The sequence below is a fragment of the Ruegeria sp. AP12 genome (genome assembly GCF_056540025.1).
In genome coordinates this window covers 760,441-785,965 of record NZ_JBQFVZ010000001.1, presented here as the reverse complement: position 1 = coordinate 785,965, position 25,525 = coordinate 760,441, and the positions used below count along the sequence as shown (strand labels likewise).

Here is a 25,525-nt window from a genome sequence, read left to right as displayed (position 1 = left end):
CAAGCCCGGTTGGCGGATTTTGCCCCTGCGGCGAAACGCACCGGGGGTCGGTCTGCACTGGACATAGGTCAAAACTGTTGCACATCCTGCTGGGAAAAAGTGGGTCGGTCGATGCTGTTGACAATAGACAAGGTGCAGAAATCCTATCCCGGCGGGCGGCCGGTGCTGCGCGACGTGTCGCTGGAACTGGATCAGGGGCAGACGCTGGCGCTGACCGGAGAAAGCGGCAGCGGCAAATCCACTCTGCTGAACCTCGCAGCCGCTTTGGATCGGTTCGACGGGGGCGAGATCACGCTGAACGGAGCGCGCCTGTCCTCGCTGGATGATGCTGGACGGGCCGACCTGCGCCGCCGTCATGTTTCGTTGGTGTTTCAGCAGTTTAACCTGATCCCGTCGCTGACGGTTGCACAGAACCTCTCGTTCCACGCCCGGCTGGCCGGGTGCCATGATCCCGACTGGAGCGCCCATCTGGCGGACAGGTTGGGATTGTCCGATCTTCTGGATCGCTTCCCCGAGAACCTGTCCGGCGGGCAGCAGCAGCGGGTGGCCATCGGCCGCGCCATGGGTGCGCGCCCGAAACTGTTGCTGGCAGATGAACCCACGGGCAATCTGGATGAAACCGCCAGCACCACTGTGTTGGACCTGATGCTATCGCTTGTGGCGGATACAGGCGCGGCGCTGCTGCTGGTCACCCATTCCGCCGAAATTGCTGCGCGGCTTGAACGGCGCGTGCATCTGGCCGGTGGCCGGATCCAATGACGCGACCGGTCATACAAGCGTTGCTTTCCCATTGGCGCGCGCACTGGCTGCAACTTGCGACATTGCTGATCGGGATCGCATTGGCCACTGGTCTGTGGTCTGCGGTGCAGGCGATCAATGCCGAAGCGCGCGCCAGCTATGCCCGCGCAAACGCACAACTGGCACTTGGTCAGTTCGATGAACTGCGCGATCCCACCGGCCCCATCCCCGTTGCGCGTTATGCCCAACTGCGTCAGGCCGGTTGGCAGGTTGCAGCTGTGCTCGAGGGTACTTTCCGCGTTGGGGGGCGGACAATGCGCCTGATGGGTGTGGATATGGTGGCATACCCGGCCCTGCCCGCCGTTACCGAGACCGAACAGGACGCCGACCCACCCGACCCTGCGGATATGTTGACCGCGCCTGGACGTCTTGTCGTGCACCCCGATCTTGCACCTGTTCTGGAACCGGTGAGCGATCTGCCGCCCATTCTTCTTTCCCGTTCCCTGCCCCCGGATGTCATTCTGACCGACATTGGCGTGGCCGAGACTCTACTGGGTCAACCCGGTGCGATCTCGCGCCTTGTCGTTCTGCCGAGCCAACCGCGCGGGCGGTTGCCACTGTCGGATGTCGCACCGGAACTGCAACAGATCAGCCCGGATTCGCAGGTCGATACCGCGCAACTGACCGACAGCTTCCACCTGAACCTGACAGCCTTTGGACTGCTGTCCTTCGCCGTTGGCCTCTTCATCGTCAATGGCACGGTCGGGCTGGCTTTTGCCCAACGGCGCGGGATGATCCGAACGTTGCGCGCCCTGGGTGTTTCGATGCGGCGGCTGGTCTGGCTGATCCTGGCCGAGTTGACCCTGCTGGCCTGTATCGGCGGCGCACTGGGACTGATCCTGGGTTTCTTTCTGGCAGGCGCGCTGCTGCCCGACGTGGCCGCAACATTGCGCGGGCTATACGGCGCGCCTGTGACGGGACAGTTGACCCTGCAAACCGAATGGGCGCTTGCGGGGCTGGCCATGGCGCTGCTGGGCACCTTGGGGGCCAGCGGCCACGCGCTTTGGCGTTTGGCCCGGATGCCACTGCTTGAAGGGCCCGGCGTGCAGGCCTGGAGCGGTTCGGGACAGACACACCGATTGGCCGGGGTCATCGGAGTGTTTCTGATTGTCGGCGGTACTCTTTTCTATACCAGCCTCGGTGGCCTGCTTGCCGGGTTTGTCTTGCTCGCCGGATTGTTGACCGGGGCCGCCCTGTTGCTGCCCCTGCTTCTGTCTATCGCCCTATCGGTAGGTGCTAAACAAGCGCGCGGCCCTGTATCGCAATGGATCTGGGCCGATATGCGGGCGCAATTGCCGGGGCTTTCTCTGGCACTGATGGCCCTGCTGCTGGCGCTGGCTGCAAATATCGGCGTTGGCACCATGGTCTCCAGCTTCCGGCTAACCTTCATCGGATGGCTCGACCAACGCCTGACCGCCGAAATTTATGTGACTGCCCAAAATGACCAGCAAGCCAGCGAGATGGCCGTATGGCTGGCCCCTCAGGTCAATGCGATCCTGCCGATCCGCAGTGTCGAGTTGCCTCACACCACCGGGCCTTTGTTCTTGTATGGGGTCGTAGACGATCCGGTCTACCGGGATAACTGGCCGTTGATTGCCCGATCCGATGGCGATTGGAACAGGGTGATGGCGGGTGAGGCCATTTTGATCAATGAGCAACTGGCCCGCCGCGCGCAGCTTTGGCCGGGGGATGTTTTGACGATCGCGCCGGACCATCAATTGCCAATCGCGGGCGTCTATTCCGATTATGGCAACCCCACCGGTCAGGCGATTGTGTCCATGACCAAACTGGATCAGATCGCGCCGGGGACAGACGCAAGGCGCTTTGGGATACGTATGAACCCGGGCGCGGCGACCGAGATGGCGCAATCGCTACGCGCGCGTTTCGATCTGCCGCCCCGAAACGTGGTGCAGCAGGCCGCGATGAAGGCGCAATCGCGGGCGATTTTTGAGAAAACCTTTGTCGTGACCTCCTCACTCAACATCCTTACGCTTGGGGTCGCCGGGTTCGCCATTTTAACCAGCCTTCTGACCTTGTGGACCCAGCGCCTGCCTCAGATCGCGCCGGTTTGGGCCTTGGGTCTGAATCGCGCAGAACTGGCGAAATTCGAGCTGTTGCGCAGTGTTCTTCTGGCGGCGTTGACAGCCTGTCTGGCACTGCCTTTGGGGCTGGTTCTGGCCTGGGTGCTGCTTGCTGTCATTAATGTCCAGGCCTTTGGATGGCGCCTGCCGATGTACGTATTCCCGTGGGATTGGCTGTATCTGTTTCTGCTGACGTTGGTTGCCGCACTTGTCGCAGCCGCCCTGCCCGCGCTGCGACTGTTACGCCTGCCCCCGGCCAACTTACTGAGGGTTTTTGCCAATGAACGTTAAGGCCCTTTTTCTGATCCTATTTTGCTGGCTACCGATACCCGCTCTGGCGCAAGGCTACGCGGGTCTGGGCGGCTCGGCGGATGGGTTCGACGTGCCGCAGAGCGACTTTCAATATGTCTTTCCAAGGGATCACGGCGCGCATCCCAGCTATCGCATCGAATGGTGGTACCTGACAGCCAACTTGATGGGCGAAGACGGGCGCGACTATGGCATCCAGTGGACACTGTTCCGATCCGCCCTGAAACCCTTTGACACCGACGGCTGGCAAAGCCCGCAGATCTGGATGGGTCACGCAGCCGTCACCACGCCCGAACGCCATTACTTCGCGGAACGCCTGTCGCGCGGCGGCATCGGTCAGGCCGGAGTAACCGCCCAACCCTTTGCCGCATGGATCGACGAATGGCGTATGAGCGGGCCGGATTTCGACTCGCTGTCGCTGACTGCGAATGGAGCGGATTTCGGCTATACCCTGTCCCTGAACGCCCAAGGTCCGTTGGTCTTTCACGGAGACGGCGGATATTCCGTGAAATCCGCAGACGGTCAGGCGAGCTATTACTATTCCCAACCGTTCTACGCCGTCGAAGGCACCCTGCATTTGCCGGACGGAGACATCGCCGTCACCGGTCATGCCTGGCTGGATCGCGAGTGGTCGTCGCAGCCCTTGGCCGAGGATCAAAGCGGGTGGGACTGGTTCTCGCTCAGCTTCGATGATGGTGACAAGCTGATGGCGTTTCGCCTGCGCGGGGCACGGAGTGATTTCACGGCGGCCACGTGGATCAATGCGGATGGCAGCAGCCAGACACTGCCTGATGGATCGGCCCAGTTCACACCACTTGAAACCGCACGCGTTGCGGGTCGGGATGTGCCAATTCGATGGAACGTCACCCTGCCTGACCGCGACATAAACGTCGAGGTTTCGGCCCTGATCCCTGACGCCTGGATGGCGACGCGATTTGAATATTGGGAAGGCCCGGTCACCGTCTCAGGCAGCCACGCAGGGCGCGGCTACCTTGAGATGACCGGGTATTAAAGCGTGCGACCTTTATTCTGAGACAGGAATACCCTGCCACGCCTACGGCGCTCTCGGGCCATTCCTGTCGCATGATACTTCAGCTCAAAGGTCGCACACTCTGGATCAGCGGACGACGTAGACCGAAACCGCCGCGTGCCGCACTACGCGCGCAGCGTTGGGGCCCAGAAGGTAATCCTTGAAATCCGGCTTGTGCGCCCCGATCACGATCAGGTCCGACCCGGCGCTGTCGGCGGTTTTAAGGATTTCCTGATAGGCCGTACCAGTTGCAACCACATGACGGATCGAGGCATTGCGGTCCGAGCCCAACGCCGACACACACAGCGCGGTCAGTTTGTTATGGGCCTCTTCCAGCGCCTTGTCGTGGAAGTCGGGCTCGAAAAAGCCCGACACCCAGCTTTCCCCGAAATCAGGCAGAACCGTCACCACATCCAACTGGGCCCCATCCAAATCCGCCAGCGCCGCAGCCTGTTTCAGGACCGGGCTGTCCAGATCTCCGTTACTGATATCGACGGCGCAAAGAACTGACTTTGTCATGCGGGCACCTCTTCTTGTCTGGCGGCACGGCCACGTTGCAGGAAGGCGATCAGACCCAGCAAGAGCATCGCCGGAAGGTAGATCAACTGCTTGGGCGGTTGGCTGGACGGCAGGCTGACCGAGGTCAGGCGCACGGCCTCGTCCCCGTAATAGTCGAAGATGCCCAGCTCATCCGCGACCGGCGCGCCAAACAGCGGCTCTTCCAGTTTGATCAGCCCGTCTTCGGGGATCAGCAGTAGACCCATCGCTTCGACCCGGGCCGCTCCACCCTCTTCTTCGCCCACAGTGACGACGACCGTCGTGTCGACCATCTCCAACGTGTCGAAATCCGGCCCGGACACGACCAGTCGCACCTCGGACCCTGGTGGCGTCTGCCCGATCGTTTCTTCAAACGCGGCAGGTTCCACCGACTGGAACGGGGGTGAGATCCGGTCCATGAAGAAATCCGGTCGGAACAGCGCAAAGGCGACAAAGATCAGCGCAACGCTTTCGTAGATACGGCTGTGGGTCAGGAAATAGCCCATGGTACCGGCGGTAAAGACCAGAATGGCTATGGTCGCGAATATGGCGACGATTATCCCTTCGACCCATGTCACATCGATCAGCAGCAAGTCGGTGTTGAAGATGAACACAAACGGCAGCGCCACGGTGCGCAAGCTGTAGAAGAACGCGGTAAACCCGGTCTTGATCGCATCGCCACCCGATACGGCAGCCGCTGCGAAACTGGCCAACCCGACCGGAGGCGTCACATCCGCCATGATCCCAAAGTAGAACACGAACAGGTGCACCGCGATCAGCGGCACGATCAGCCCGCTTTGCGCGCCCAGTTCGACCACAACGCCCGCCATCAGCGAGCTGACAACGATATAGTTCGCCGTGGTCGGCAGGCCCATGCCCAGGATCAGGCTTAGGATACCGACCATGATCAGCATCAGGATCAGGTTGCCGCCCGACAGGAACTCGACCAGATCGGCCATCACCTGCCCCACACCGGTCAGCGTCACCGTCCCCACGATCACACCCGCCGTGGCCGTGGCCAAGGCGATCCCGATCATGTTGCGCGCACCGTCGATCATGCCCTGCCACAGATCGGCAACTCCATCGATGAAGCTGTTGTAAAGGTTGCTCTGCCCCCGGAACATCGCCTTGAGCGGCTTTTGCGTCAGCAGGATCACAAACAGCAAAGCAGTCGCCCAGAAGGCTGACAGGCCCGGCGATTTCTGTTCGATCATCAGGAAGTAAACGAGCACGATGATCGGCAGAAGGTAGTGCAGACCGGCCTTGTAGATGTCTGCGATGACGGGCAGTTGCACCTCTTTGGCGTTCGGATCATCCGGTTCAAGATCTGGCACCTGAGCGGCCAGATACAAAAGCGCGACATAGACGGCACAGACAATCAGGCTCAGCACCAGACCAGCCGCTGACGGCACCCATGCGGTCACCGCATCGACCGGGAATTGCGAGCCATAGCAGAGCCCGGCAAAGACGATGAAGAAGGAGAACATCCCCACAACGGTCCGCGCCAGATGCACGTCACGGTCGCCCAGCGTGGGCATGTTCCGCTTCACGGCCTCAAGATGCACGATATAGACTAGCGCGATGTAGGAAATCGCGGCAGGCAAGAAGGCGTGGGTGATCACCTCGACATACGAGATGCCCACATATTCCACCATCAGAAAGGCCGCAGCGCCCATCACGGGGGGCATGATCTGGCCATTCACGGACGAGGCAACCTCGACCGAGCCCGCCTGTTCGCTGGAAAAGCCCACGCGTTTCATCAGCGGGATGGTGAAGGTGCCGGTGGTCACAACATTGGCGATGGACGAGCCCGAGATCAGGCCGGTCGCCGCCGAACCAACAACCGCCGCTTTGGCCGGACCACCGCGCAGGTGGCCAAGAGCGCCAAAGGCCATTTTGATAAAGTAGTTCCCTGCCCCGGCCTTATCCAGCAACGCGCCGAACAGTACGAACAGGAACACGAATTTGGTTGAAACCCCAAGCGCGATGCCAAACACGCCCTCGGACGTGATCCACATATGGCTCATCGCCTTTTTCAGGCTGGCACCCTTCCAGCGGATAACCTCGGGCACCCATTCGGACGAGCCGAAGAACACGTAGGCCAGAAAGATCGTCGCGATGATCGCCATTGCGGGACCAAGCGCGCGGCGTGCGGCCTCGAACAGCAACAGCAGACCGCCCAGAGCGACCCATTTGTCCGTGTCATCGGCCAAACCGCCCGCATCGACGATTTTTTGGTAGAAGAAATAGCCGTACAGCGCGACAAACGCGCCCAGCAGGCCCATGATCCAGTCCTGAACCGGAATATAGTTCCGAGGGCTGGACTTCAGCGCCGGATAGGCCGCAAAGGCCAGAAACATGGCAAAGGCCAGATGGAACTGCCGCGAATTGTTCACGATACTGCCGGGCAATATGTAATTCGCCAGCGGCGAGGCCAGAACCACCTGAAAGATCGACCAGATCGCTGCCACAATGGCCAGGAATATCCCGACATTACCGACCGGGTTGCGCCCACCCGCATCGGAGGAAGCAACTAATTCCTGTAGCTCTTCTTCGGATAGCGGACGATTGGATTGTGTGTCGGAACTCATGCAAATGTCTCCCCGTCGCGGCCTTTTGCGGCCTTCTGAATCACCCGTTTGCTACGGGTTTGGGTGGCAGGGCGCCCGTGGGCACCCTGCTTTGGGTCCGGATTACTGAATCCAGCCTTTTTCTTTGTAGTACTTCTCGGCACCCGGGTGCAGCGGAGCCGACAGGCCGTCCGCGATCATCTCTTCGGGCTTGAGGTTGGCAAATGCCGGGTGCAGCTTTTTGAAGTCGTCGAAGTTCTCGAAGACCGAGCTGACAACCGCATAAACCGCGTCTTCCGACACATCCGCCGAGGTCACGAAGGTTGCGCCGACACCAAAGGTTGCGGTGTCACCGTCCGATCCGCGATACATACCACCCGGGATGGTCGCGGTCCGGTAGAACGAGTTGTCGTCGACCAGCTTGCTGACCGCGTCACCGCTGACATTCACCAGAACGGAATCGCAGGCTGTGGTTGCTTCCTGAATCGAACCCGAGGGGTGGCCGACTGTATAGACCATCGCATCGATCTGGTTGTCGCAAAGGGCCGCCGACTGTTCAGCCGCCTTCAGTTCGGTCGCCAGTTCGAAATCATCGGTGGTCCAGCCCATTTCGCCCAACAGGACTTCCATGGTGCCGCGCTGACCGGAACCGGGGTTGCCGATATTGACGCGCTTGCCTTTCAGGTCCTCGAAGTTGGTGATGCCGGCATCGGCACGGGCCACAACGGTGAACGGCTCGGGGTGAACCGAGAAGACCGCACGCAGGTTTTCGAACGGACCAGCCTCTTCGAATTTCGAAGAGCCGTTATACGCATGGTACTGCCAGTCGGACTGCGCCACACCGAACTCCAGCTCGCCCTCGCGGATGGTGTTGATGTTGTAGACCGATCCGCCGGTCGATTCGACCGAGCAGCGCACGCCATGTTCCTTGCGGCCCTTGTTCACCAGACGGCAGATCGCGCCACCGGTCGGATAGTAAACTCCGGTCACGCCGCCGGTACCGATTGTGATGAACTCTTCGGCATAGGCTGCCGGTGCCATCATCGCCGCGGTGACAAATGCGCCGAGGCTAAGCTTGCTGCTGTTTTTCATGTAAGAACTCCCATTTTTTATTGTGTGAGCGGGAAAGAACAAAAGCCCCGCGAATGCGAGGGACGCGCCGATACGTCAGATCAGTTCGTCATGCAACCCGTGCAACTTTTGAATTTTTCCAATGTCTCCCAACAATTTCGAGGTTTCATTCCGAGACGCAAGTTGTCAAGTGCGCCTTGTCGATACTTCGCCCATTCGCTCAGATGTGACGCGTCTTTTGTAACTTTCCCCGTGGGAAACGAACCGGCCTTTAGGTGGCGGGACCATGACTTGACAGGCTGGAACGTTGATCTAACGTGATCAAAAGTTTGTGATTACTATTTTACCGAGCATCTGAAACATGCCGATCACCACCTATGAACTCTACCTGAGTACCGATCTGGTGTTTTCCGGCAATACGGTCTCGTTGGTTGGGGGCTATGATGGCAGCAACGATGTCATTCTGGTCGTTGACGATGACGATGACGTGCTGGATGGGGACCTGTTTCGCAACGAAGACGGCAACGACACCAACCAGTTCGGAACCGCCACTTTTGCGGACGGCACGGTTTTGGGTGGTCCGACAACTACGGTATATTCAGAACAGCAATATACCCTGACGGCCCCCGATGGCAGCACCATCACGTTGTATCAGATCGAAGTTGACTCGAACCCGAACTCTACCGCTGGTGCTGGGATACTTGCCGGGTATCTGCCGTCCGAACCTCTTGTCCCGGGTGTTGTTTATACGATCACCGTGTCGAACACGATCCCCGGCAACTCGCCTCAATATGACGACATTGAAGGGGCTGTTTGCCTGACGCGAGGCGCAGGGATTGCCACGCCGGGTGGGCTGATTCCGGTGGAAATGCTCAAAGAAGGTGATCTGGTCGAAACCCGAAACGGTGCCAAGCCCATCCGTTGGATCGGGTCTTGCAAGCTGGATGCAAGCGCCTTGTCCCGAAACCCGAAGCTCCGGCCGGTTCGCATCACTCAGGGCGCATTGGGTAATGGTTTACCAAACCGGGACCTGCTGGTTTCACGCCAGCATCGAATGCTGGTATCGTCACAAATCGCCCAACGGATGTTCGGTCAAACCGAAGCCCTGATTGCCGCCGTAAAGATGACCGAATGGCCGGGAATCTACGTGGACAACAGTGTCACCGATGTCGAGTATTTCCACATCTTGTTTGACTCTCACGAGGTGATTTTTGCCGATGGCGCACCAACCGAAAGCCTGTTCACAGGCCCCGAAGCCCTGAAAATGTTCCCCGCCGCCATGCGCGAAGAAATACTGACTTTGTTTCCCGAGTTGGACTGCGCAACGACACAGGTTGAACCCGCCTGCATTGTTCCAAACGGCAAACAGCAAAAAACACTGATCAGCCGCCACATGAAGAACAACAAACCGTTTCTCAGCATGTATCAGGGATAAAAATGTGGTGCCCAAGGAGAGACTCGAACTCTCACGCCCGTGAAGGCGGGGGATTTTGAATCCCCTGCGTCTACCATTCCGCCACTTGGGCCACGGACACTGGATTAGCGCCCAGAGCGGGGAAGGTCCAGAGGCAAAAATCAACCTTCGTAGCGATTGTTTGCACCCCAGCGGTTGACGGGTCCACGGGTGCGTGATTTGGCTGGCACGGTCAAAGACCGGGATCTGAGTAAACCATGTTACGATCGCTTTACGACTGGACCATTCGACTGGCCGAGCATCCTCGGGCGCTTTGGGCGCTGGCGATTGTCGCCTTTGTCGAAAGCTCATTTTTTCCGATCCCGCCTGATGTGCTTATGATCCCGATGATTCTGGCCCGCCCCTCACGCGCCTGGCTGATTGCCGGCGTTGCTCTGGTGGCCTCGGTTCTGGGCGGTCTGCTGGGCTATGCGATCGGAGCCTTTGCCTATGAAAGCATCGGCCAACCCATTCTGGAGGCGATGGGCAAAGCCCACGCAATGGAAGAGTTCAACACCCGCTTCAACGATTTCGGCTTCTGGGCTGTGCTGGCGGCGGGGGTGACGCCCTTCCCTTACAAGGTCATCACCATTATGTCGGGCTGGACGGGCATGCCGCTTGGAACCTTCGTCGCGACCTCGATTCTGGCGCGCGCGTTGCGGTTCTTTCTGGTGGCGGGCCTTCTTTGGAAATTTGGCGAGCCGATCCGGGACTTCATTGAAAAGCGTCTGGGCCTGATGTTCACGCTGTTCATCATCCTGCTGTTCGGCGGCTTTCTTGCGGTGCGATACCTATGACGAAACGCGCAACCTATGTGGTGCTGGCGGCCGGCGGATCAGCTGCCCTGTTGCTGGGGGCCTGGGCCTTTCAGTATGTCGGTGGGTTGGCACCGTGCAAAATGTGCATCTGGCAGCGCTACCCCCACAGCGTCGCCATTGTGATCGGCGCATTGGCGTTGGCCCTGCCAACTGTTCGCTTGCTGCCCCTGGCCGGTGCCCTGGCCGCGCTGACAACCGCTGCCATCGGTCTTTTTCATGCGGGCGTCGAGCAAGGCTGGTGGGAAGGCCCGACCAGCTGCACCTCGGGCGATATAGGGGGGCTATCGGCGCAAGAGCTGATGGATCAGATCATGTCCGCCCCGCTGGTGCGCTGTGATGAGATCCCATGGCAGATGTTGGGCCTGTCCATGGCCGGTTGGAACGCGGTAATCTCGGCGGTGCTGGTTCTGTTCTGGCTCGCCGCCTGGCGCGCGAAGGCTTAGATTTCGTCCAGTTCGGCATCCCAGTACAGGAAATCGATCCAGCTTTCGTGCAGGTGGTTCGGCGGAAACTTTCGCCCGATATTGCGCAGCGCTTCGGCATCGGGCTGACGCGGCGGTTTGCGCAGGGTCATGCCTGCCTGGCGCAGTGATTTGGACCCTTTGCGCAGGTTGCAAGGACTGCACGCCGCAACCACATTCTGCCAGCTTGTCACCCCACCCGCGGCGCGCGGCACCACATGATCAAACGTCAGGTTGTCGCGACTGCCGCAATACTGGCAGCGGAACTCATCCCTCAAAAATAAATTAAAGCGCGTGAAGGCCACGCGCTTTCTGGGTTTTACATAGTCTTTCAAAACAACGACCGAGGGTATTCGGATCTCGGTGCTGGGGCTTCGGACGACTTCGTCGTATTCGGCCACGATGTCCACCCTGTCCAGCCAAGCGGCCTTGATCGCCTCTTGCCAGGGCCACAGCGACAGCGGGTAATAGGACAAGGGGCGGTAATCGGCATTCAAAACCAGCGCCGGGTGATGCTTGAGCGTCCCCGGCTCTCTTACAAATTCGGTCCTGAAGTCTCCGTCCATAACAGAATCGCTCCTCGCTCTCAGCTGCCCGTTTGTGACACCAGAGCGGGGAGCACCCGCCCCGGCCTTAAGATAACTATATATCGTGGTAAATCTCTGACAAGCCCTGAGTTTCCACAATATCTCGAAGACTGGGTAAGCCTGTTCCGTAACAGGCACATGACAGTTATCCACAGGTTGCACACAGCATGTTTTGCAGGCTATGGCGGAGGCATGTCGTGGTTCATTCGATTCAACAAACCTTTTGACGTGCTGCCGCAGTTCACCGATCGCGGCAGCGCCGAGTCGCCACGTCGAACACTGTCCGATTTCATCGATCTGCCCAGGGTCTACCCGGCCGGGCGCTTGGATCGGGACAGCGAGGGGCTGATGCTGTTGACCGATCATGGGCGGCTTCAGGCGCAGATCTCGGACCCCAAGCACAAGATGGCCAAGACCTATTGGGTTCAGGTCGAAGGCGAGCCCGATGCAGCCGCGCTGAAGGCGCTGCGCGATGGAGTCGAATTGAAAGACGGCCTGACCCGGCCCGCCAAAGCGCGTGAGATGGACGAGCCGGATGGCCTTTGGCCCCGCACACCACCGATCCGCGAACGCAAGTCCGTGCCGGACAGTTGGATCGAACTGACCATCCGAGAAGGCAAGAACCGACAAGTGCGCCGGATGACGGCGGCGGTCGGGCTGCCGACCCTGCGCCTGATCCGCTATCGCATCGGCGACTGGACGCTGGATGATCTGGAGCCCGGCCAATGGGACAGCCTGCCCTTGCCCGACCTCAACACAGCCCCACAGCGCAAACGCGACCGCCGTACGCGGCGGTGACACGGGCGGCTCATCTCTGCTAAAATGCGGGTATGAAACTCACGCCGGACATACCTGCCCCGTCGGCCATTCTGGAGGCCGCGCTTTACGTTGACGATCTGGACGCGGCAGAGCAGTTTTATGGTGAGGTTCTGGGGCTGGAGCGCATTCAGCGGATCACCGATCGGCATGTGTTCTACCGTGTCGGCGGGTCCGTCCTGTTGCTGTTCAACCCGGATCAGACCGAACAACCGCCCCTGAACCCGGACCTGCCCGTTCCGCCGCATGGCGCGCGGGGTCCGGGGCATGTCTGCCTTGTGCTGACCCGCGATGAAATCTCCGCCATGCGCAAGCACCTGTTGGACTGGAACGTCCCCATCGATGCCGAGTTCGACTGGCCCAGCGGTGCGCGATCCCTTTATATCCGCGACCCGGCGGGCAATTCGGTCGAGTTTGCCGAAGGTCACTTGTGGGGTTGAACCCGATTAGCCAAGCGGCTGCTTCTGCCCACCTGTAATCGTGTAGAGTTCGCGAGAGGTCAGGCCAACCTCACTCAAGGCCGCGCGGAACACGGCCATGTGCGGTGTCGCAAAATGCGCCTCTAACGCAGCCTGATCCTGCCATTCCTCATAGACACGGAAGCGGTTGGGATGTCCCAGCACCTGACTGAATTCATAGACCAGACAACCGGGCTCTTTCACGGTTTCCGCAACCATCGCCTGAGCGGCCTCGCGGGCCTGTTCAACCCCGGCCTCGTTCACTTCGACAATTCCTGTGACAACCAGCACTACGCTCCCTTCCTCAGATCATAACGTTTCGAGATTCGATTGACCGGGGTGCCGTCGCGCAGCGGAACGCCATACGCGACCGAGTAGTCCCGGAAACCCATTTTTTCGTAATACCTTAGGCCAAGAAGGTTATCCGCCCGGATCGTGGCGTTGATCGCAGAAAACCCCAGCGCGCAGGCCGTCTTCTCCGTCTCGTCAAACAAGGCCCGGCCCGCGCCGCGCAGCACCGGGTTGCGGCGGGTGAAGGTTGCGATATCGGCGCACTCATCGGGCAACGCGTCATAGGTGCCCAACCACTGAAACCCGGCAACCGCGCCCTGGTCGTCCAAGGCAACATGGCAACAGATCTTATCAGCACCATTCAGATAGCTTTGCGCGAACAATGCCTCTGAAAACGGGATTTCAAATGCGGTCGTGCCACCCGCCGCGATGATGTGGTTGAGGATGCGGCAGGCCTCGGCCACATCCTCGGGCATCATCGGGCGGATGGCGATCATCGCTACAGGCTCAGCTTGTCGCGCATGAAGGCCAAAGCGACGCTTAGGCCATCGGGTGCGATACCATGGCCCGTGCCCTTCATCACATGAGCATAGATTTCTTTGAAATCAGCAGCCTGCAACGCCTCGGCGGCTTCGGGCAGCGATTGCGGCGGGACCACATCGTCGGCATCGCCATGGACCAGCAGGATGGGCATTCGGCTAACGGTTTCGTCGGCCAGCAGTTCAGGCTCCAGCAACCGGCCCGAAAACGCCACGATCCCGGCAACCGGGTCTTCGCGGCGGGGGGCCACATGCAGGCTCATCATCGTGCCCTGGCTGAAGCCGAACAGAACGACCTGCTCGGGCAGCACGTCCTCATCTACCATCAGCGCGTCGAGGAAAGCGTTGAAATCCTCGACCGCCATTTCCATCCCACGACGCGCCTCTTCTTCGGACGAGCCATCGATCCACGGGATCGGAAACCATTGAAAGCCGTTCGGCATTCCCGGGATCTGCTCGGGCGCGTCGGGGGCCACGAACAGCGTATCCGGCAGGTGTTCACCCAGCGGGTCGGCAAGGCCCAGCAAATCGGCCCCGTTGGCCCCATAGCCGTGCACGAACACCACGACCGAGCGTGTATCGCCCGAAACCGGCTCTTTCCTGAGCGCGTTCAAAACCCGAGTCATCTGATCCCTTCTCTTTTCTTGGCCACCCGGTAATAGGCCCACAAAACCCGGGCCGCAACCGAGCGCCAGGGCGACCACGCCTCGGCCATCTGGCGAAGCTCCTTGTCGGTCGGGCGCTTGGGCAGATCGTAGAGAACGCGCGCGGCTTCCTGCAGGGCCAGATCGCCCGGCGCGATGACGTCCGCGCGCCCCAGTGAAAACATGGCGTATATCTCGGCGGTCCAGACGCCGATGCCCGGAACCTGCGTCAGCGTGGCAATGACATCTGCATCAGGGACGTCTCGTAACGCTTTGTAATCAATACGCGCCTCAGCCAGAGCACGGGCGTATCGGATCTTCTGACGGCTCAATCCAACAGCCCGCAAATCATCATCCGTAGCCCACATGATCTTGCGCGGCCCGGTCAGTTTTGCGTCCTGCATCCGCTTCCAGATCGCGTTGGCCGAGGCCACGCTGACCTGCTGACTGACAATCGCGCTGAGCAGTTGGGCAAAGCCGTCGGGCTTACGCCGCAGGGGCAAAGGACCGGTCTGCTCCATCGCATAAGCCATGCGCGGGCACGCATTGGCCAGCCACTCGGCCCCTTCCGTCACGCAGTCGGGGGTTTCAATGATGCGCCCTACGGCCATGGGATCTCTGCTTTGTGACACGCTTCGCACGTTAGGGGCCACAGCCGCATATGCAAGCCGCTTGTGCGTCAGCGTTTTCACCGATACGCATTGGCGCATGACGATGACTACAGCCACCCCGGACGACTCGCAAGCCAAACGCAATGTTGCTGTTCTGGTCGCCGCGCAATCGATTCTAGGTGCGCAGATGCCGATGATTTTCATCGTTGGTGGCTTGGCCGGGCAATCGCTGGCCAGCAACCCCTGCCTTGCGACACTGCCGATTTCGCTGATTGTTCTGGGTTCAATGCTGGCCGCTACGCCGATCTCGGCTATCATGCAGCGTTGGGGCCGTCGTGCGGGCTTTCTGGTCGGCGCAACAGCCGGAGCGTTGGGCGGTCTGGTCGGGGCATATGGGCTCTATCTCGGCTCGTTCACGATCTTTCTGCTGGGAAGCCTGCTGACGGGCATCTACATGAGCGCGCACGGGTTTTACCGTTTTGCCGCAGCCGATACCGCCTCGGACGCGTTCCGGCCCAAGGCGATTTCCTATGTCATGGCGGGCGGTCTGGCCGCCGCGATCATCGGCCCGCAAATCGTCAAACTGACATCGCAGGCCTATGTCATTCCGTTTCTGGGCACATATATCGCGGTGATTGCCGTCAACGTCATTGGCTCGGCCCTGTTCTTCTTTCTGGACATCCCGACGCCGCCAAAACCCACCGCAGACGCACCTAAAGGCCGGTCGCGGCTGGAGTTGCTGAAAACCCCGCGCATCGCCGTTGCGATCATCTGCGCCATGGTCTCCTACGCGCTGATGAACCTTGTGATGACCTCGACCCCTCTGGCGGTTGTCGGCTGCGGGTTCTCGGCCAATGACGCGGCGGATGTGGTCACCAGCCACGTGCTGGCCATGTATGTCCCCAGCTTCTTCACCGGCCACCTGATCGCACGTTTCGGCGTCGAAAAGATCGTGGCCCTGGGCCTTGCAATCCTCGCAGGCGCAGGAGTCGTCGCCCTGCAAGGGGTCGAACTGGGCAATTTCTTCATCGCCCTGATCCTGTTGGGCATCGGCTGGAACTTTGGCTTTATCGGCGCAACCAGCATGCTCGCCGCCTCGCACGAAGTGCATGAACGAGGCCGGATGCAAGGCCTCAACGACCTGCTGGTGTTCGGAGGAGTGACGATTGCTTCGCTGGCCTCGGGCGGGTTGATGAACTGTTCCGGTGGCTCGCCGGTCGAGGGTTGGACGGCCGTCAACCTCGCTATGATCCCGTTGCTGACCCTGGCGGGCGGAGCGCTGCTGTGGCTGGTCCTCAGGCCAGCCGATCCGAAAACAGCCTGATCACCACCGACCCGTCGCAGCGGTCCACATCAGAGACAGCCGCCGCCGCGCCTCACCCTGCGTCAAAGCACCCGCCGCGACGCGATCCGGGCGTGCAATCACCTGTTTCAAAATCCATTCGGCCTGCCACCCGCCATAAAGCGCCGGACGGGCGTCTGCCGATACCGCATCGCGGTCAGATCGGGCCCGCGTCAATCGCACCAAAGCTGCCTCTGCCAGCGTCTTCACCCCATCGAGCGTGCCATCCAGTAGAGGAATGCGCCCGCGCGCCTCAAGCTCGGGGATCGCGCGGAACCAGTTCGCAACGCCTATGGCATAGCCGAAATCACGCAGCACACCCTCATCCGCAGCCCCAAGGGCCTGTGCCGCGGCCACCAGCAGCGAACCGGAACTGTGATTGATATAGGCGTCAAAGTGGCCCTGATCCTCGAACGGGTCACGATAGATGTCCCACCGCCGCACCGCCACATATTCGTCCAGCATCCCGGCCAGGTGGGGCGACAGGACCCGAGACAAAGGCGTCACAACCTCGTGCCGCCGCACGGTCGGACCCTGCGCAATCTCCTGCAAAGCATCGCGCCACCATTGCAGGCGCATCTCGGCAATCATCGGCTCTTGCGTGACCCAGGGCGCGCGCGCGACCTCGACATTCAGCGCATAGATCGGAAACAGGACCGCCCGCGCCGGGACAGGAGCGGCCATTGCCGCCAGAAACCGATCAGGATCGGCTTTGTGCACCAAAGCGGCACAGGCTTTGACATCCTCGTCAAACGTCGCCGTCACTCTGCCGCCGCCTGCTGAGGGTCACAGTCCCGCACCAGCTTCCACTGGATTGCGTCCAACAGCGCCTCGAAGGACGCGTCGACTATGTTCGCGCTGACCCCAACGGTGGACCACCGCCGCCCCTGCCCGTCTTCGCTGTCAATGATGACGCGCGTGACGGCCTCGGTCCCGCCCTGGGTGATCCGCACTTTGAAGTCGACCAGCCGCATATCCGCCAATACCTGCGAATATTGTCCCAGATCCTTGGCCAGCGCCTTGGCCAGCGCGTTCACCGGCCCCCGGTCACTGCCTTGCTCGTCCAGAGACTCGCTGACCGACAGTTTCTTTTCACCATCTACTTTCACCACAACCACGGCCTCGGACAGGCTGACCATGTTGTTGTACTTGTTTTTGCGCCGCTCGACGGTGACCTTGTAGCGCTTGACCTCGAAGAACTCGCGCAACTGCCCCAGTTCATCCCGCGCCAGCAGTTCGAAACTGGCCTGCGCGGTGTCATAGGAATAACCCTCGGCCTCGCGCTGTTTAATCCGCTCAAGAATGCGCCCCAATGCCGGGTCGCCTTTTTTCACGGTCAACCCGGCCTCGGTCAGGCGCTTGCGCAGGTTCGACTGCCCCGCCTGGTTCGACATCGGGATGATCCGCGCATTGCCCACCGTCGCCGGATCGACATGTTCATAGGTCGAGGGGTCTTTGAGAATCGCGCTGGCGTGCAACCCGGCCTTATGCGCAAAAGCCGAGGCCCCCACATAGGCCGACTGCTTGCTGGGCACCCGGTTCAGGATGTCGTCCAGCATCCGGCTGATCCGCGTCAGACCGGCCAGAGCGTCAAGGCTGACACCGACCTCGAATTGCGAGGCGTAAGGCTCTTTCAGCAACAAGGTCGGGATCAGTGCCGTCAGGTTCGCATTGCCACAACGCTCTCCAAGCCCGTTCAGCGTGCCCTGAATCTGCCGCGCGCCTGCATCCACGGCGGCCAGCGAACAGGCCACCGCATTCTCGGTATCGTTATGGGTGTGAATGCCCAACCGATCCCCCGGCAGCCCCGCAGCAATCAGGTCGGACACAATGCGCCCAACTTCGGCAGGCAAAGCGCCACCGTTGGTATCACACAGCACAACCCAGCGCGCGCCAGCCTCCAGCGCAGCGCGGCACACCTCGGTCGCATAGCCGGGGTTGTCCTTGTACCCATCAAAGAAATGCTCGGCATCGAACAGCGCCTCGCGCCCCTGCGCCACCAGATGCGCGACCGAGGCGCGGACGTTCTCGACATTCTCCTCTAGCGAAATCCCAAGCGCGTGGGTCACATGATAGTCATGCGACTTACCGACCAGACAGACCGCCCGCGTGCCCGCATTCATCACCGCCGCCAGCACGTCGTCGTTCTCGGCCGACCGACCAGAGCGCTTGGTCATCCCAAACGCCGTCAACCGGGCCGAGGTCTTTGGAGCCACCTCAAAAAACGCGCTGTCGGTCGGGTTCGCGCCGGGCCAGCCGCCTTCGATATAATCGACCCCCAACTCATCCAGCGCCTGCGCGATCTGCACCTTCTCGGCGGTCGAGAACTGCACCCCCTGCGTCTGCTGCCCGTCGCGCAGGGTCGTGTCGTAGAGGTAGAGGCGTTCCTTGGTCATTATTCTGGCTCTTTGGCTTGTTCGGGCGGTGCCCGACCGAGGGTGGATGCGAAGCGCCCGCCCATGGGGGCGGTCGGGCGCTGCCCGGGCAAGCCCCGGGTTGAACGGTGATCTATATTTTCTCCAACTTCGAAGGATCGAAACCCGGACCGGGGACCAGTTCAACGCCATTCTTGCTCATGCGGACCTCAAGACCGGCGGCGATATAGGCTGACTTTAGACGATCAACCTCCGAGAAATCCTTGTTTTGCATCGCTGAGGCGCGGGCCGTTGCCAATCGATCGGAATGAGAGGTCAGATCAACGGATGCTGCGTCCGCCCAAGCTCCCATTTCGGGTAACAGAAGTCCCATCAATTGTGCAGAAGCCAAGAAGTTCTGCAATAATCCATCCTGCAAATTCACAGGTTCGTTCGATGCGTTTTTTTGACGGCTGATCTGGCGTTCCAAACGGTAGAGTTCTGCAATGGCACCCGCCGTGTTCAGATCATCCGCAAGTGCCGCGATCACCGAGGGTGCCGCGCTGGCGGCGGGCTCGATGCCCGCTGTCAGCGCCCGCCACTTGCGCAGCGTTGCCTCGGCCTCACCCGCCTTCTTTTCGGTCCAATCCATCGGCTTGCGATAATGGGTCTGCAGGAAAACAAAGCGGATCACCTCACCCGGTACGCCCTGTTCCAACAGGTCATGCACGGTGAAGAAATTGCCCAGCGACTTGGACATCTTCTTACCTTCGACCTGCAGCATCTCATTGTGCATCCAGACCCGAGCGAACTCACCCTCGGGGTGCGCGCAGCAGCTTTGCGCGATCTCGTTTTCGTGGTGCGGGAACATCAGGTCGTTGCCGCCGCCGTGGATGTCAAAACTCTCCCCCAGCAGCTCATAGCTCATGGCCGAGCATTCGATATGCCAACCCGGTCGACCCCGGCCCCAGGGCGACTCCCACCCCGGCAGATCATCGGTCGAGGGCTTCCACAGCACGAAATCCATCGGGTTTTTCTTGTACGGCGCAACCTCGACCCGTGCGCCCGCGATCATGTCATCGACCGACCGACCCGACAGCTTGCCATAGCCTTCCTTCCACGAGTCCACCGCGAACAACACATGACCTTCGGCCGCATAGGCGTGGCCCTTGGCGATCAGGTCTTCGATCATCTCGATCATCTGAGGGATAAACTCAGTTGCGCGTGGCATCTGGTTCGGTTCCAGCGTCCCAAGCGCGCCCATATCGTGCAGATACCACCCGATGGTCTCATCCGAGCGTTCGTGGACCAACTGCTCCAGAGACCCTTCGGCCCCGGCCTGTTTGCGCTTCAGCGCGGTCACGTTGATCTTGTCGTCTACGTCGGTGAAATTGCGCACGTAAGTCACATGATCCGCGCCAAAGACATGACGCAACACCCGATACAGCGTGTCGAACACCACCACCGGCCGCGCGTTACCCAGATGGGCCCGGTCATAGACGGTGGGTCCACAGACATACATCCGCACGTTTTCGGCATCGATCGGAACGAAATCTTCCTTCGTCCGCGTCCGCGTGTTGTGCAGCTTGATTGTCGTCATCACTCGGGCTCCTAAAGCTTGCGCGTTGGCGCGGGCTTAGCAACTTGTCTCAGAGATGAAAACGAAAGAAACCGGCCCGCTTGATAAATCAGCAGGTAATGCAGCAGATAATGATGCAGTTCATCCGGTTCATGGCACGTGGCATAACACGCGTCACGCGCCAAGCCAAGGCTTGAGTTTGCGGACCTTCCCCGGCACTCTGCGACCATGAGCCGGGATTTCGTCAACTCCGTATGCCGCGACCTGCCGGGGGCCGAATGGTCGGACCCCTGGGGTGGTGGCCATGACGCCTGGAAGGTGGGCGGCAAGATGTTTGCCTGCATCGGCACGGCAAATGACGGTGTCTCGGTCAAGACACCGGACATCGAAACCGCCCAGATGCTGATCGACGCAGGCGTGGGCGTCAAAGCCCCGTATTTTCACCGCAGTTGGGTGCACCTGCCCTTTGATGCGGATAAGGAAGAGATGCGGCATCGGTTGGCCGCTTCGTACGATCTGGTGCGCGCATCGCTCACCAAAAAGGTTCAGGCCACCCTGCCCGCGCGAAGCTGATTGACTTTCGCTGACGGCTCTGCCCCATTCAGCGTCAAGACAAACAGGGGCATTGCATGAAACTGTCAAATCGCATCACGCATCTTACCGGCGGCGGCAGCGACGGGTGGGACGTGTTCTACCGCGCGCGTCGCATGATCAGCGAGGGTCACGCTGTAACCGAACTGACGATTGGCGAGCATGACATCCGCACCGATGCCTCGATCCTGCAAGCCATGGATCTTTCGGCGCGGTCCGGCCATACCGGCTATGCCATGGTGCCTGGCACCGATCTTTTGCGCGACACGGTGGCAGCACGGGTTCAGATGCGGACCGGCGTGCCCACGTCCCGCAACAACGTGCTGATCACCCCCGGCGGACAAGCCGCCCTGTTCGCGGCGCATACCGCAGTCTGTGATCCGGGGGGTTTGGGTCTTTACCTTGATCCCTACTACGCGACCTACCCCGGCACGATCCGCGGTGCCGGAGCCATTGCGCGCGCTGTTCAAACGTCGGCCGACAATGCCTTTCAGCCCCGCGCTGAAGATATTGATGCGGTCGCGGATGGGGCCGTGTCCTTGCTGATCAACTCACCCAACAATCCCACTGGCGTTGTCTATTCCCGCGAAACGATTGAAAACATTTCCGAATTATGCACTCTCCGCGACCTGTGGCTGATATCGGACGAGGTCTATGATACGCAGGTTTGGGAAGGTGAGCACATTTCGCCCCGCGCCCTGCCCGGCATGGTCGAGCGGACGCTGGTCGTTGGTTCGATGTCGAAATCCCATGCCATGACCGGCTCGCGCTGCGGTTGGATCGTAGGCCCGGAAGAGGTGATTTCACATCTGATCAATCTGGCAACACATACCACTTACGGGGTGCCCGGTTTCGTTCAGGACGCCGCCAGTTTTGCCCTGAATGCGGGAACTGAGTTAGAGGCCGAAATCGCCGCCCCTTTCCGCCGCCGCCGCGCGCTGGCCAAAGAGATTCTGGCCCGGCAGCAAACCGTTGGCCTCGTCCCCGCACAAGGCGCGATGTACCTGATGCTGGACGTGCGCGCGACCGGGCTGAGCGGCGAAGAGTTCGCGAATGCCCTGCTGGATCAACACGCGATTGCCGTGATGCCGGGTGAAAGTTTTGGACGCGCTGCTGCTGGTCACATTCGTGTTGCCATGACGGTGGATGATGATCGGTTCGCTTCGGCCTTGCAGATCCTTTGTGAGTGTGCGGCCAATCTGGCGGATCAACGGGCGGCAGAGTAACCGGCCTAGAACCGGAAAGTTGTGCGCAGATTGAAAACGTTCGACCCAAGGCCCCCTTCGGACCGGGTCACATCGTCAAAGTTCTGGCGCAACGCCTCACCGCTGATGATAAAATTCTCGCCAATCGGATAGGCCACGCCAATCCCATAGACAGCTGCCGTATCGCTGTCGGCTGAGGTCTCTGCGCGGGCGGCGCCGACAACAACATATCCCAACGCACCACCAAAATCGTATCCACCGCGCAGCTTGACGCTGGTCATGCTGTCCAGACTGCCCTGATCCTGGCTCAGGTTCAGGGACAAACGGTTATATTCCAGTTCGCCACCCAATACGAAATTGCCAAAATCCTGATCGTACCCGATATGCGCCCCAAAGACGGTGTTGTCGCCGCTGGACCCAGCCGGGCCATCCGCCTCGGCGTATCCGAAACTGAAACCGGCATAGGCCCCGGTCCAGTCCTGCGCAAAGGCGGGACCGACACTGGCGATTGTCATCCAGACAATCAGGGCCGAAAGCGATTTCATCTCCGTCATCAGGACACGCTCAATCCAAAATAAGCGGCAACAGGCTTAACATAACAGGTGGTCTACAGGGACCGAAATTCAATTCACTTCACGAGTTATTCAGCAATAAGTTAATAAACTATAACAGATTTCTTCCCTAACGGGAGAAAATCTGACTCTGACACCTATCTCGCGAGGCCCGCTTCGAAACCTGCCGGTTTTTTACCACCGCGTCGCAAACGGGACAGATCGCGTCGCCCTTCGCTGCAACTATTGCGACCACGAATAGCGAGGTTCCATGCCGAACGAAATTTGGAAAATACGTCTGATCAGCCGCACCATCGGCGCGGATCGCGGGCGTGCGGCGCGCGGGCGTCCGCAGCTGTCTTGATCCTTCACACTCAAGACTGATTCCAAAGACCGGACCCCTGACATGAATGACCAACCCCGTAACACCTCTCGCAGCGGTGGGCGCTCTGCGCGCCGAGCAGCCCGTGCCTCGGCGCTGCCCGAGCATCTGCGCCCGATCCGCCCCGGCATGGAGGGTGGAACCTACAAGCCCCTGACGCAGGCGCAGATCGAGAAAATTCACAACGCCGCGCTGCAAGCCCTTGAAACCATTGGCCTTGCCGACGCCCCGCAAAGCGGAATCGACTATTTGGTTGGTGCAGGATGTACGCTGGGCGATGACGGGCGCATCCGGTTTCCCCGCGCGTTGGTCGAAGATACGATCGCCAAGGCAAACCGGTCGATCACCCTATACAGCCGCGACGGGCAACACGATCTGGACCTGACCGGGACCAAGGTCCACTATGGCACCGCCGGAGCCGCTGTCAGCATGGTTGACGTCCATGGCCGCGAATACCGCGATTCAACCGTGCAGGATCTGCATGACGCGGCGCGGATTTGCCAGCAGCTCGACAACATCCACTTTGTCCAGCGCCCAATGGTGTGTCGCGACATTCTCGACAACATGGAAATGGACTACAACACGGTTTATGCTGCCTGTTCAGGAACTTACAAGCATATCGGCACCTCGTTTACCGAACCGTCGCACGTGGCCCCGGCCATGGAGATGCTGCACATGATTGCAGGTGGCGAGGACAAGTGGCGCGAGCGGCCTTTTGTTTCCAATTCGAACTGCTTTGTCGTTCCTCCAATGAAATTCGCCACCGAAAGCTGCGAAGTGATGGAGGAATGCATCAAGGCCGGAATGCCGGTTTTGTTGCTGTCCGCAGGCATGGCCGGGGCCACCGCGCCTTCTACCATCGCCGGCGCCATCACTCAGGCAACGGCAGAATGTCTCGCCGGTTTGGTTTATGTAAATGCCGTAAAGCCAGGCGCACCCGCGATTTTTGGCACCTGGCCTTTCGGTCTGGACCTGCGGACCGGTGCCATGTCCATCGGGTCCGGAGAGCAGGCATTGCTAAGCGCAGGCTGCGCCCAGATGCATCAGTTCTACGACCTGCCGGGCGGCGCTGCTGCGGGTGCTTCGGATTCGAAAATGCCCGACATGCAGGCCGGGTGGGAGCAGATGTGCTCGAACGTCATGGCCGGATTGTCCGGGCTGAACATGGTGTATGAATCCGCCGGTATGCACGCCTCGCTGCTGGGTTTCTGTTTCGAAAGCCTTATCCTCAGCGACGATCTGATCGGACAGGCGCAGCGCTGTGTTCGCGGGATCGAAGTCAATGACGAAACGCTCGCTCTGGACCAGATTGCTCAGGTCTGCATGGGCGGCCCCGGGCATTATCTTGGAACCGACGCCACCCTTAGCCGGATGCAGGTCGATTACGTCTACCCCACCTTCGGGGATCGGACGTCGCCAAAAGAATGGGCCGAACTGGGCAAGCCGGATTTGCTGGACAAGGCCACCGCACGGAAGGAAGAAATCCTCGGGATGCCTTCGCCTGCCCGCTTTGATCCGCTTCTGGATGCGGAACTGCGCAGCAAGTTCAACATTCACTTGCCCGCGTAACATATTGAAAACAGGCGGTCCGATGGGGATCGGACCGCCTTTTGTCATGCCGGATTACCCGTTGTTGGGCAGCAGTCCGGCCTCTTGTGCGATTGCGACTTCGTCCTGATCCAACGCGCCGTCGCCGTTGGCATCCATGGCCGAGAAGGTATCGGCGTCCACCTCGGGCACGACGGCCTGCACTTCGTCGATGGTCAGCACGCCATCCCCGTTCGTGTCCGCCGCCGATTGCGCCAGTGCCAGCGCGGGCAGCCCGAGTGCGATTGCCGAAATAACGGCCAGATTTTGCGGTTTCATGTTAGTGCCTCCTGAGTGAGTTTTTCGTGTTTGCGTCCGGACAGGTCTTACAAACACCTTCAACCCGGTTCTGGTCACCCCATTGACCTGAACTGCGGGATTTCGCGCCATTATTTGCGACTTTCCCCGAGTCGGGTCCGCAATCCCTTGCTGGACGAAACGCGCAACCCGCCCGTCGGCGATTCTTGCCCGACGAAATGCAGCCGATCCGGCAAGGGCTTGCTGATAAGAGGCGACTCGGCGCAGCAAAAAAGAAAGGGGGCCGAAGCCCCCTGTCAGTTTCGCCTTCCAGGCTCATTTCGTTGACCGCCCGGTATTTTTTGCCTGCGGCCTGGACTGCGCATGGGGCGAGCGCACCCGCCCCGTGAAAGAGTGGGAGGGAGCAAATATTCCGCCCCACCCTGTTTGCGGCCAACACGGGCATGTCGGCCAAGTGGAGAAAGGTCTTTGGTAAGTCTTGCGACCATTCTCCGTATTCGTCGGGGTCGGTACCTGTGGCAGCTATCCGACCCCTGCGCCCCGGGGTGCCGGGGCGCTAATATTTCCCAACTAAGCGTTGGGAGTGTCTCGCCCATCAGGCT

General features: G+C 60.3%; 25 protein-coding genes and 1 tRNA gene. 12 read left to right on the top strand and 14 right to left on the bottom strand.

Annotation, left to right across the window (positions count from 1 at the left end; translation table 11 throughout):
• Positions 1-111 precede the first annotated feature (111 nt).
• From ACR0E6_RS03955 to ACR0E6_RS03945, 3 genes are read left to right on the top strand one after another with little or no spacing between them, the layout of a single operon-like run.
• Positions 112-759: an ABC transporter ATP-binding protein gene (locus ACR0E6_RS03955; protein ID WP_480581065.1), complete on the top strand. Its 648-nt coding sequence runs from the start codon at positions 112-114 to the stop codon at positions 757-759.
• On the top strand, positions 756-3,170 hold the full coding sequence (locus tag ACR0E6_RS03950) for an FtsX-like permease family protein (protein WP_480581063.1): 2,415 nt from the start codon (positions 756-758) through the stop codon (positions 3,168-3,170). Before ACR0E6_RS03955 ends, ACR0E6_RS03950 begins: the two co-directional genes overlap by 4 nt.
• Positions 3,160-4,200 carry a lipocalin-like domain-containing protein gene (locus ACR0E6_RS03945; protein ID WP_480581061.1) on the top strand — a complete coding sequence of 347 codons (1,041 nt, stop codon included), beginning with the start codon at positions 3,160-3,162 and terminating at the stop codon, positions 4,198-4,200. Before ACR0E6_RS03950 ends, ACR0E6_RS03945 begins: the two co-directional genes overlap by 11 nt.
• Before the next feature lie 105 nt (positions 4,201-4,305).
• On the opposite strand, the gene ACR0E6_RS03940 is transcribed toward ACR0E6_RS03945, so the two are convergent.
• The 3 genes from ACR0E6_RS03940 to ACR0E6_RS03930 form a co-directional block, all read right to left on the bottom strand.
• On the bottom strand, positions 4,306-4,737 hold the full coding sequence (locus ACR0E6_RS03940) for a universal stress protein (protein WP_170450539.1): 432 nt from the start codon (positions 4,735-4,737) through the stop codon (positions 4,306-4,308).
• Positions 4,734-7,346: a TRAP transporter permease gene (locus tag ACR0E6_RS03935; RefSeq protein WP_480581059.1), complete on the bottom strand. Its 2,613-nt coding sequence runs from the start codon at positions 7,344-7,346 to the stop codon at positions 4,734-4,736. The genes ACR0E6_RS03940 and ACR0E6_RS03935 overlap by 4 nt, the downstream gene beginning before the upstream one ends.
• A gap of 102 nt (positions 7,347-7,448) precedes the next feature.
• Positions 7,449-8,417 (bottom strand): TAXI family TRAP transporter solute-binding subunit, encoded by a 969-nt coding sequence (locus ACR0E6_RS03930; protein ID WP_170450535.1) that lies wholly within the window; start codon positions 8,415-8,417, stop codon positions 7,449-7,451.
• A gap of 340 nt (positions 8,418-8,757) precedes the next feature.
• Between ACR0E6_RS03930 and ACR0E6_RS03925 the strand changes: the two genes are divergently transcribed.
• Positions 8,758-9,831 carry a Hint domain-containing protein gene (locus ACR0E6_RS03925; protein WP_480581057.1) on the top strand — a complete coding sequence of 358 codons (1,074 nt, stop codon included), beginning with the start codon at positions 8,758-8,760 and terminating at the stop codon, positions 9,829-9,831.
• A gap of 5 nt (positions 9,832-9,836) precedes the next feature.
• Here the strand turns inward: ACR0E6_RS03925 and ACR0E6_RS03920 are convergent.
• Positions 9,837-9,922, bottom strand: a tRNA-Leu gene (locus ACR0E6_RS03920).
• Positions 9,923-10,067: 145 nt separating this feature from the next.
• On the opposite strand from ACR0E6_RS03920, the gene ACR0E6_RS03915 reads away from it, so the two are divergent.
• Positions 10,068-10,646 carry a YqaA family protein gene (locus ACR0E6_RS03915; RefSeq protein ID WP_170621844.1) on the top strand — a complete coding sequence of 193 codons (579 nt, stop codon included), beginning with the start codon at positions 10,068-10,070 and terminating at the stop codon, positions 10,644-10,646.
• Positions 10,643-11,110 carry a disulfide bond formation protein B gene (locus tag ACR0E6_RS03910; protein ID WP_170450416.1) on the top strand — a complete coding sequence of 156 codons (468 nt, stop codon included), beginning with the start codon at positions 10,643-10,645 and terminating at the stop codon, positions 11,108-11,110. The genes ACR0E6_RS03915 and ACR0E6_RS03910 overlap by 4 nt, the downstream gene beginning before the upstream one ends.
• On the opposite strand, the gene ACR0E6_RS03905 is transcribed toward ACR0E6_RS03910, so the two are convergent.
• Positions 11,107-11,694 (bottom strand): HNH endonuclease, encoded by a 588-nt coding sequence (locus tag ACR0E6_RS03905; protein ID WP_170450414.1) that lies wholly within the window; start codon positions 11,692-11,694, stop codon positions 11,107-11,109. The genes ACR0E6_RS03910 and ACR0E6_RS03905 overlap by 4 nt on opposite strands.
• Before the next feature lie 213 nt (positions 11,695-11,907).
• Here ACR0E6_RS03905 and ACR0E6_RS03900 point away from each other — a divergent pair, with 213 nt between their 5' ends.
• Positions 11,908-12,513, top strand: a complete 606-nt coding sequence (locus tag ACR0E6_RS03900) for an rRNA large subunit pseudouridine synthase E (RefSeq protein WP_170453029.1) — start codon at positions 11,908-11,910, stop codon at positions 12,511-12,513.
• A gap of 32 nt (positions 12,514-12,545) precedes the next feature.
• Positions 12,546-12,971 carry a VOC family protein gene (locus ACR0E6_RS03895; protein ID WP_170450412.1) on the top strand — a complete coding sequence of 142 codons (426 nt, stop codon included), beginning with the start codon at positions 12,546-12,548 and terminating at the stop codon, positions 12,969-12,971.
• Between the two features lie 6 nt (positions 12,972-12,977).
• Here the strand turns inward: ACR0E6_RS03895 and ACR0E6_RS03890 are convergent, their stop codons facing one another.
• From ACR0E6_RS03890 to ACR0E6_RS03875, 4 genes are read right to left on the bottom strand one after another with little or no spacing between them, the layout of a single operon-like run.
• Complete coding sequence (locus ACR0E6_RS03890) at positions 12,978-13,280, bottom strand: putative quinol monooxygenase (protein WP_170450410.1); 303 nt, start codon at positions 13,278-13,280, stop codon at positions 12,978-12,980.
• Positions 13,280-13,777 (bottom strand): N-acetyltransferase family protein, encoded by a 498-nt coding sequence (locus ACR0E6_RS03885; protein WP_480581054.1) that lies wholly within the window; start codon positions 13,775-13,777, stop codon positions 13,280-13,282. Before ACR0E6_RS03885 ends, ACR0E6_RS03890 begins: the two co-directional genes overlap by 1 nt.
• A 2-nt stretch (positions 13,778-13,779) precedes the next feature.
• The gene (locus tag ACR0E6_RS03880; RefSeq protein ID WP_480581052.1) at positions 13,780-14,445 is read right to left on the bottom strand and encodes an alpha/beta hydrolase; all 666 of its coding nucleotides are present in this window, start codon (positions 14,443-14,445) and stop codon (positions 13,780-13,782) included.
• Complete coding sequence (locus ACR0E6_RS03875; RefSeq protein WP_480581050.1) at positions 14,442-15,074, bottom strand: DNA-3-methyladenine glycosylase family protein; 633 nt, start codon at positions 15,072-15,074, stop codon at positions 14,442-14,444. The genes ACR0E6_RS03880 and ACR0E6_RS03875 overlap by 4 nt, the downstream gene beginning before the upstream one ends.
• A 97-nt stretch (positions 15,075-15,171) precedes the next feature.
• Between ACR0E6_RS03875 and ACR0E6_RS03870 the strand changes: the two genes are divergently transcribed.
• Positions 15,172-16,398 (top strand): MFS transporter, encoded by a 1,227-nt coding sequence (locus tag ACR0E6_RS03870; protein ID WP_480581048.1) that lies wholly within the window; start codon positions 15,172-15,174, stop codon positions 16,396-16,398.
• Here ACR0E6_RS03870 and ACR0E6_RS03865 read toward each other — a convergent pair whose 3' ends face one another.
• The 3 genes from ACR0E6_RS03865 to cysS all read right to left on the bottom strand — a co-directional run bounded on the left by ACR0E6_RS03865 (position 16,399) and on the right by cysS (position 20,370).
• Positions 16,399-17,181 carry a squalene/phytoene synthase family protein gene (locus ACR0E6_RS03865; RefSeq protein ID WP_480581046.1) on the bottom strand — a complete coding sequence of 261 codons (783 nt, stop codon included), beginning with the start codon at positions 17,179-17,181 and terminating at the stop codon, positions 16,399-16,401. It lies immediately after the preceding gene.
• Positions 17,178-18,812 (bottom strand): citramalate synthase, encoded by a 1,635-nt coding sequence (gene cimA, locus ACR0E6_RS03860; protein WP_480581044.1) that lies wholly within the window; start codon positions 18,810-18,812, stop codon positions 17,178-17,180. Before cimA ends, ACR0E6_RS03865 begins: the two co-directional genes overlap by 4 nt.
• A 112-nt stretch (positions 18,813-18,924) precedes the next feature.
• The gene (gene cysS / locus ACR0E6_RS03855; protein ID WP_480581042.1) at positions 18,925-20,370 is read right to left on the bottom strand and encodes a cysteine--tRNA ligase; all 1,446 of its coding nucleotides are present in this window, start codon (positions 20,368-20,370) and stop codon (positions 18,925-18,927) included.
• A 207-nt stretch (positions 20,371-20,577) separates the two neighbouring features.
• Between cysS and ACR0E6_RS03850 the strand changes: the two genes are divergently transcribed.
• Positions 20,578-20,922 carry an MmcQ/YjbR family DNA-binding protein gene (locus tag ACR0E6_RS03850; RefSeq protein ID WP_480581040.1) on the top strand — a complete coding sequence of 115 codons (345 nt, stop codon included), beginning with the start codon at positions 20,578-20,580 and terminating at the stop codon, positions 20,920-20,922.
• Positions 20,923-20,978: 56 nt separating this feature from the next.
• Positions 20,979-22,166 carry a pyridoxal phosphate-dependent aminotransferase gene (locus ACR0E6_RS03845; RefSeq protein ID WP_480581038.1) on the top strand — a complete coding sequence of 396 codons (1,188 nt, stop codon included), beginning with the start codon at positions 20,979-20,981 and terminating at the stop codon, positions 22,164-22,166.
• Between the two features lie 5 nt (positions 22,167-22,171).
• On the opposite strand, the gene ACR0E6_RS03840 is transcribed toward ACR0E6_RS03845, so the two are convergent.
• Complete coding sequence (locus ACR0E6_RS03840; RefSeq protein ID WP_480581036.1) at positions 22,172-22,699, bottom strand: outer membrane protein; 528 nt, start codon at positions 22,697-22,699, stop codon at positions 22,172-22,174.
• A gap of 403 nt (positions 22,700-23,102) precedes the next feature.
• Here ACR0E6_RS03840 and ACR0E6_RS03835 point away from each other — a divergent pair, with 403 nt between their 5' ends.
• Positions 23,103-24,647 carry a trimethylamine methyltransferase family protein gene (locus ACR0E6_RS03835; protein ID WP_480581034.1) on the top strand — a complete coding sequence of 515 codons (1,545 nt, stop codon included), beginning with the start codon at positions 23,103-23,105 and terminating at the stop codon, positions 24,645-24,647.
• 54 nt (positions 24,648-24,701) lie between these two features.
• Here ACR0E6_RS03835 and ACR0E6_RS03830 read toward each other — a convergent pair whose 3' ends face one another.
• Positions 24,702-24,944 carry an EF-hand domain-containing protein gene (locus ACR0E6_RS03830; RefSeq protein ID WP_170450391.1) on the bottom strand — a complete coding sequence of 81 codons (243 nt, stop codon included), beginning with the start codon at positions 24,942-24,944 and terminating at the stop codon, positions 24,702-24,704.
• Positions 24,945-25,525 lie beyond the last annotated feature (581 nt).

Excerpts from the sequence above, each read along its gene's own strand:
- ACR0E6_RS03900 (WP_170453029.1), top strand. The coding sequence starts at position 11,908 with ATGTCGTGGTTCATTCGATTCAACAAACCTTTTGACGTGCTGCCGCAG.
- ACR0E6_RS03925 (WP_480581057.1), top strand. The coding sequence starts at position 8,758 with ATGCCGATCACCACCTATGAACTCTACCTGAGTACCGATCTGGTGTTT.
- ACR0E6_RS03875 (WP_480581050.1), bottom strand. The coding sequence starts at position 15,074 with ATGGCCGTAGGGCGCATCATTGAAACCCCCGACTGCGTGACGGAAGGG.
- ACR0E6_RS03840 (WP_480581036.1), bottom strand. The coding sequence starts at position 22,699 with ATGACGGAGATGAAATCGCTTTCGGCCCTGATTGTCTGGATGACAATC.
- ACR0E6_RS03895 (WP_170450412.1), top strand. The coding sequence starts at position 12,546 with ATGAAACTCACGCCGGACATACCTGCCCCGTCGGCCATTCTGGAGGCC.
- ACR0E6_RS03870 (WP_480581048.1), top strand. The coding sequence starts at position 15,172 with ATGACGATGACTACAGCCACCCCGGACGACTCGCAAGCCAAACGCAAT.
- ACR0E6_RS03835 (WP_480581034.1), top strand. The coding sequence starts at position 23,103 with ATGAATGACCAACCCCGTAACACCTCTCGCAGCGGTGGGCGCTCTGCG.
- cimA (WP_480581044.1), bottom strand. The coding sequence starts at position 18,812 with ATGACCAAGGAACGCCTCTACCTCTACGACACGACCCTGCGCGACGGG.
- ACR0E6_RS03945 (WP_480581061.1), top strand. The coding sequence starts at position 3,160 with ATGAACGTTAAGGCCCTTTTTCTGATCCTATTTTGCTGGCTACCGATA.
- ACR0E6_RS03905 (WP_170450414.1), bottom strand. The coding sequence starts at position 11,694 with ATGGACGGAGACTTCAGGACCGAATTTGTAAGAGAGCCGGGGACGCTC.
- ACR0E6_RS03915 (WP_170621844.1), top strand. The coding sequence starts at position 10,068 with ATGTTACGATCGCTTTACGACTGGACCATTCGACTGGCCGAGCATCCT.
- ACR0E6_RS03940 (WP_170450539.1), bottom strand. The coding sequence starts at position 4,737 with ATGACAAAGTCAGTTCTTTGCGCCGTCGATATCAGTAACGGAGATCTG.
- ACR0E6_RS03830 (WP_170450391.1), bottom strand. The coding sequence starts at position 24,944 with ATGAAACCGCAAAATCTGGCCGTTATTTCGGCAATCGCACTCGGGCTG.
- ACR0E6_RS03910 (WP_170450416.1), top strand. The coding sequence starts at position 10,643 with ATGACGAAACGCGCAACCTATGTGGTGCTGGCGGCCGGCGGATCAGCT.
- cysS (WP_480581042.1), bottom strand. The coding sequence starts at position 20,370 with ATGACGACAATCAAGCTGCACAACACGCGGACGCGGACGAAGGAAGAT.
- ACR0E6_RS03885 (WP_480581054.1), bottom strand. The coding sequence starts at position 13,777 with ATGATCGCCATCCGCCCGATGATGCCCGAGGATGTGGCCGAGGCCTGC.
- ACR0E6_RS03845 (WP_480581038.1), top strand. The coding sequence starts at position 20,979 with ATGAAACTGTCAAATCGCATCACGCATCTTACCGGCGGCGGCAGCGAC.
- ACR0E6_RS03950 (WP_480581063.1), top strand. The coding sequence starts at position 756 with ATGACGCGACCGGTCATACAAGCGTTGCTTTCCCATTGGCGCGCGCAC.
- ACR0E6_RS03930 (WP_170450535.1), bottom strand. The coding sequence starts at position 8,417 with ATGAAAAACAGCAGCAAGCTTAGCCTCGGCGCATTTGTCACCGCGGCG.
- ACR0E6_RS03850 (WP_480581040.1), top strand. The coding sequence starts at position 20,578 with ATGAGCCGGGATTTCGTCAACTCCGTATGCCGCGACCTGCCGGGGGCC.
- ACR0E6_RS03935 (WP_480581059.1), bottom strand. The coding sequence starts at position 7,346 with ATGAGTTCCGACACACAATCCAATCGTCCGCTATCCGAAGAAGAGCTA.
- ACR0E6_RS03955 (WP_480581065.1), top strand. The coding sequence starts at position 112 with ATGCTGTTGACAATAGACAAGGTGCAGAAATCCTATCCCGGCGGGCGG.
- ACR0E6_RS03880 (WP_480581052.1), bottom strand. The coding sequence starts at position 14,445 with ATGACTCGGGTTTTGAACGCGCTCAGGAAAGAGCCGGTTTCGGGCGAT.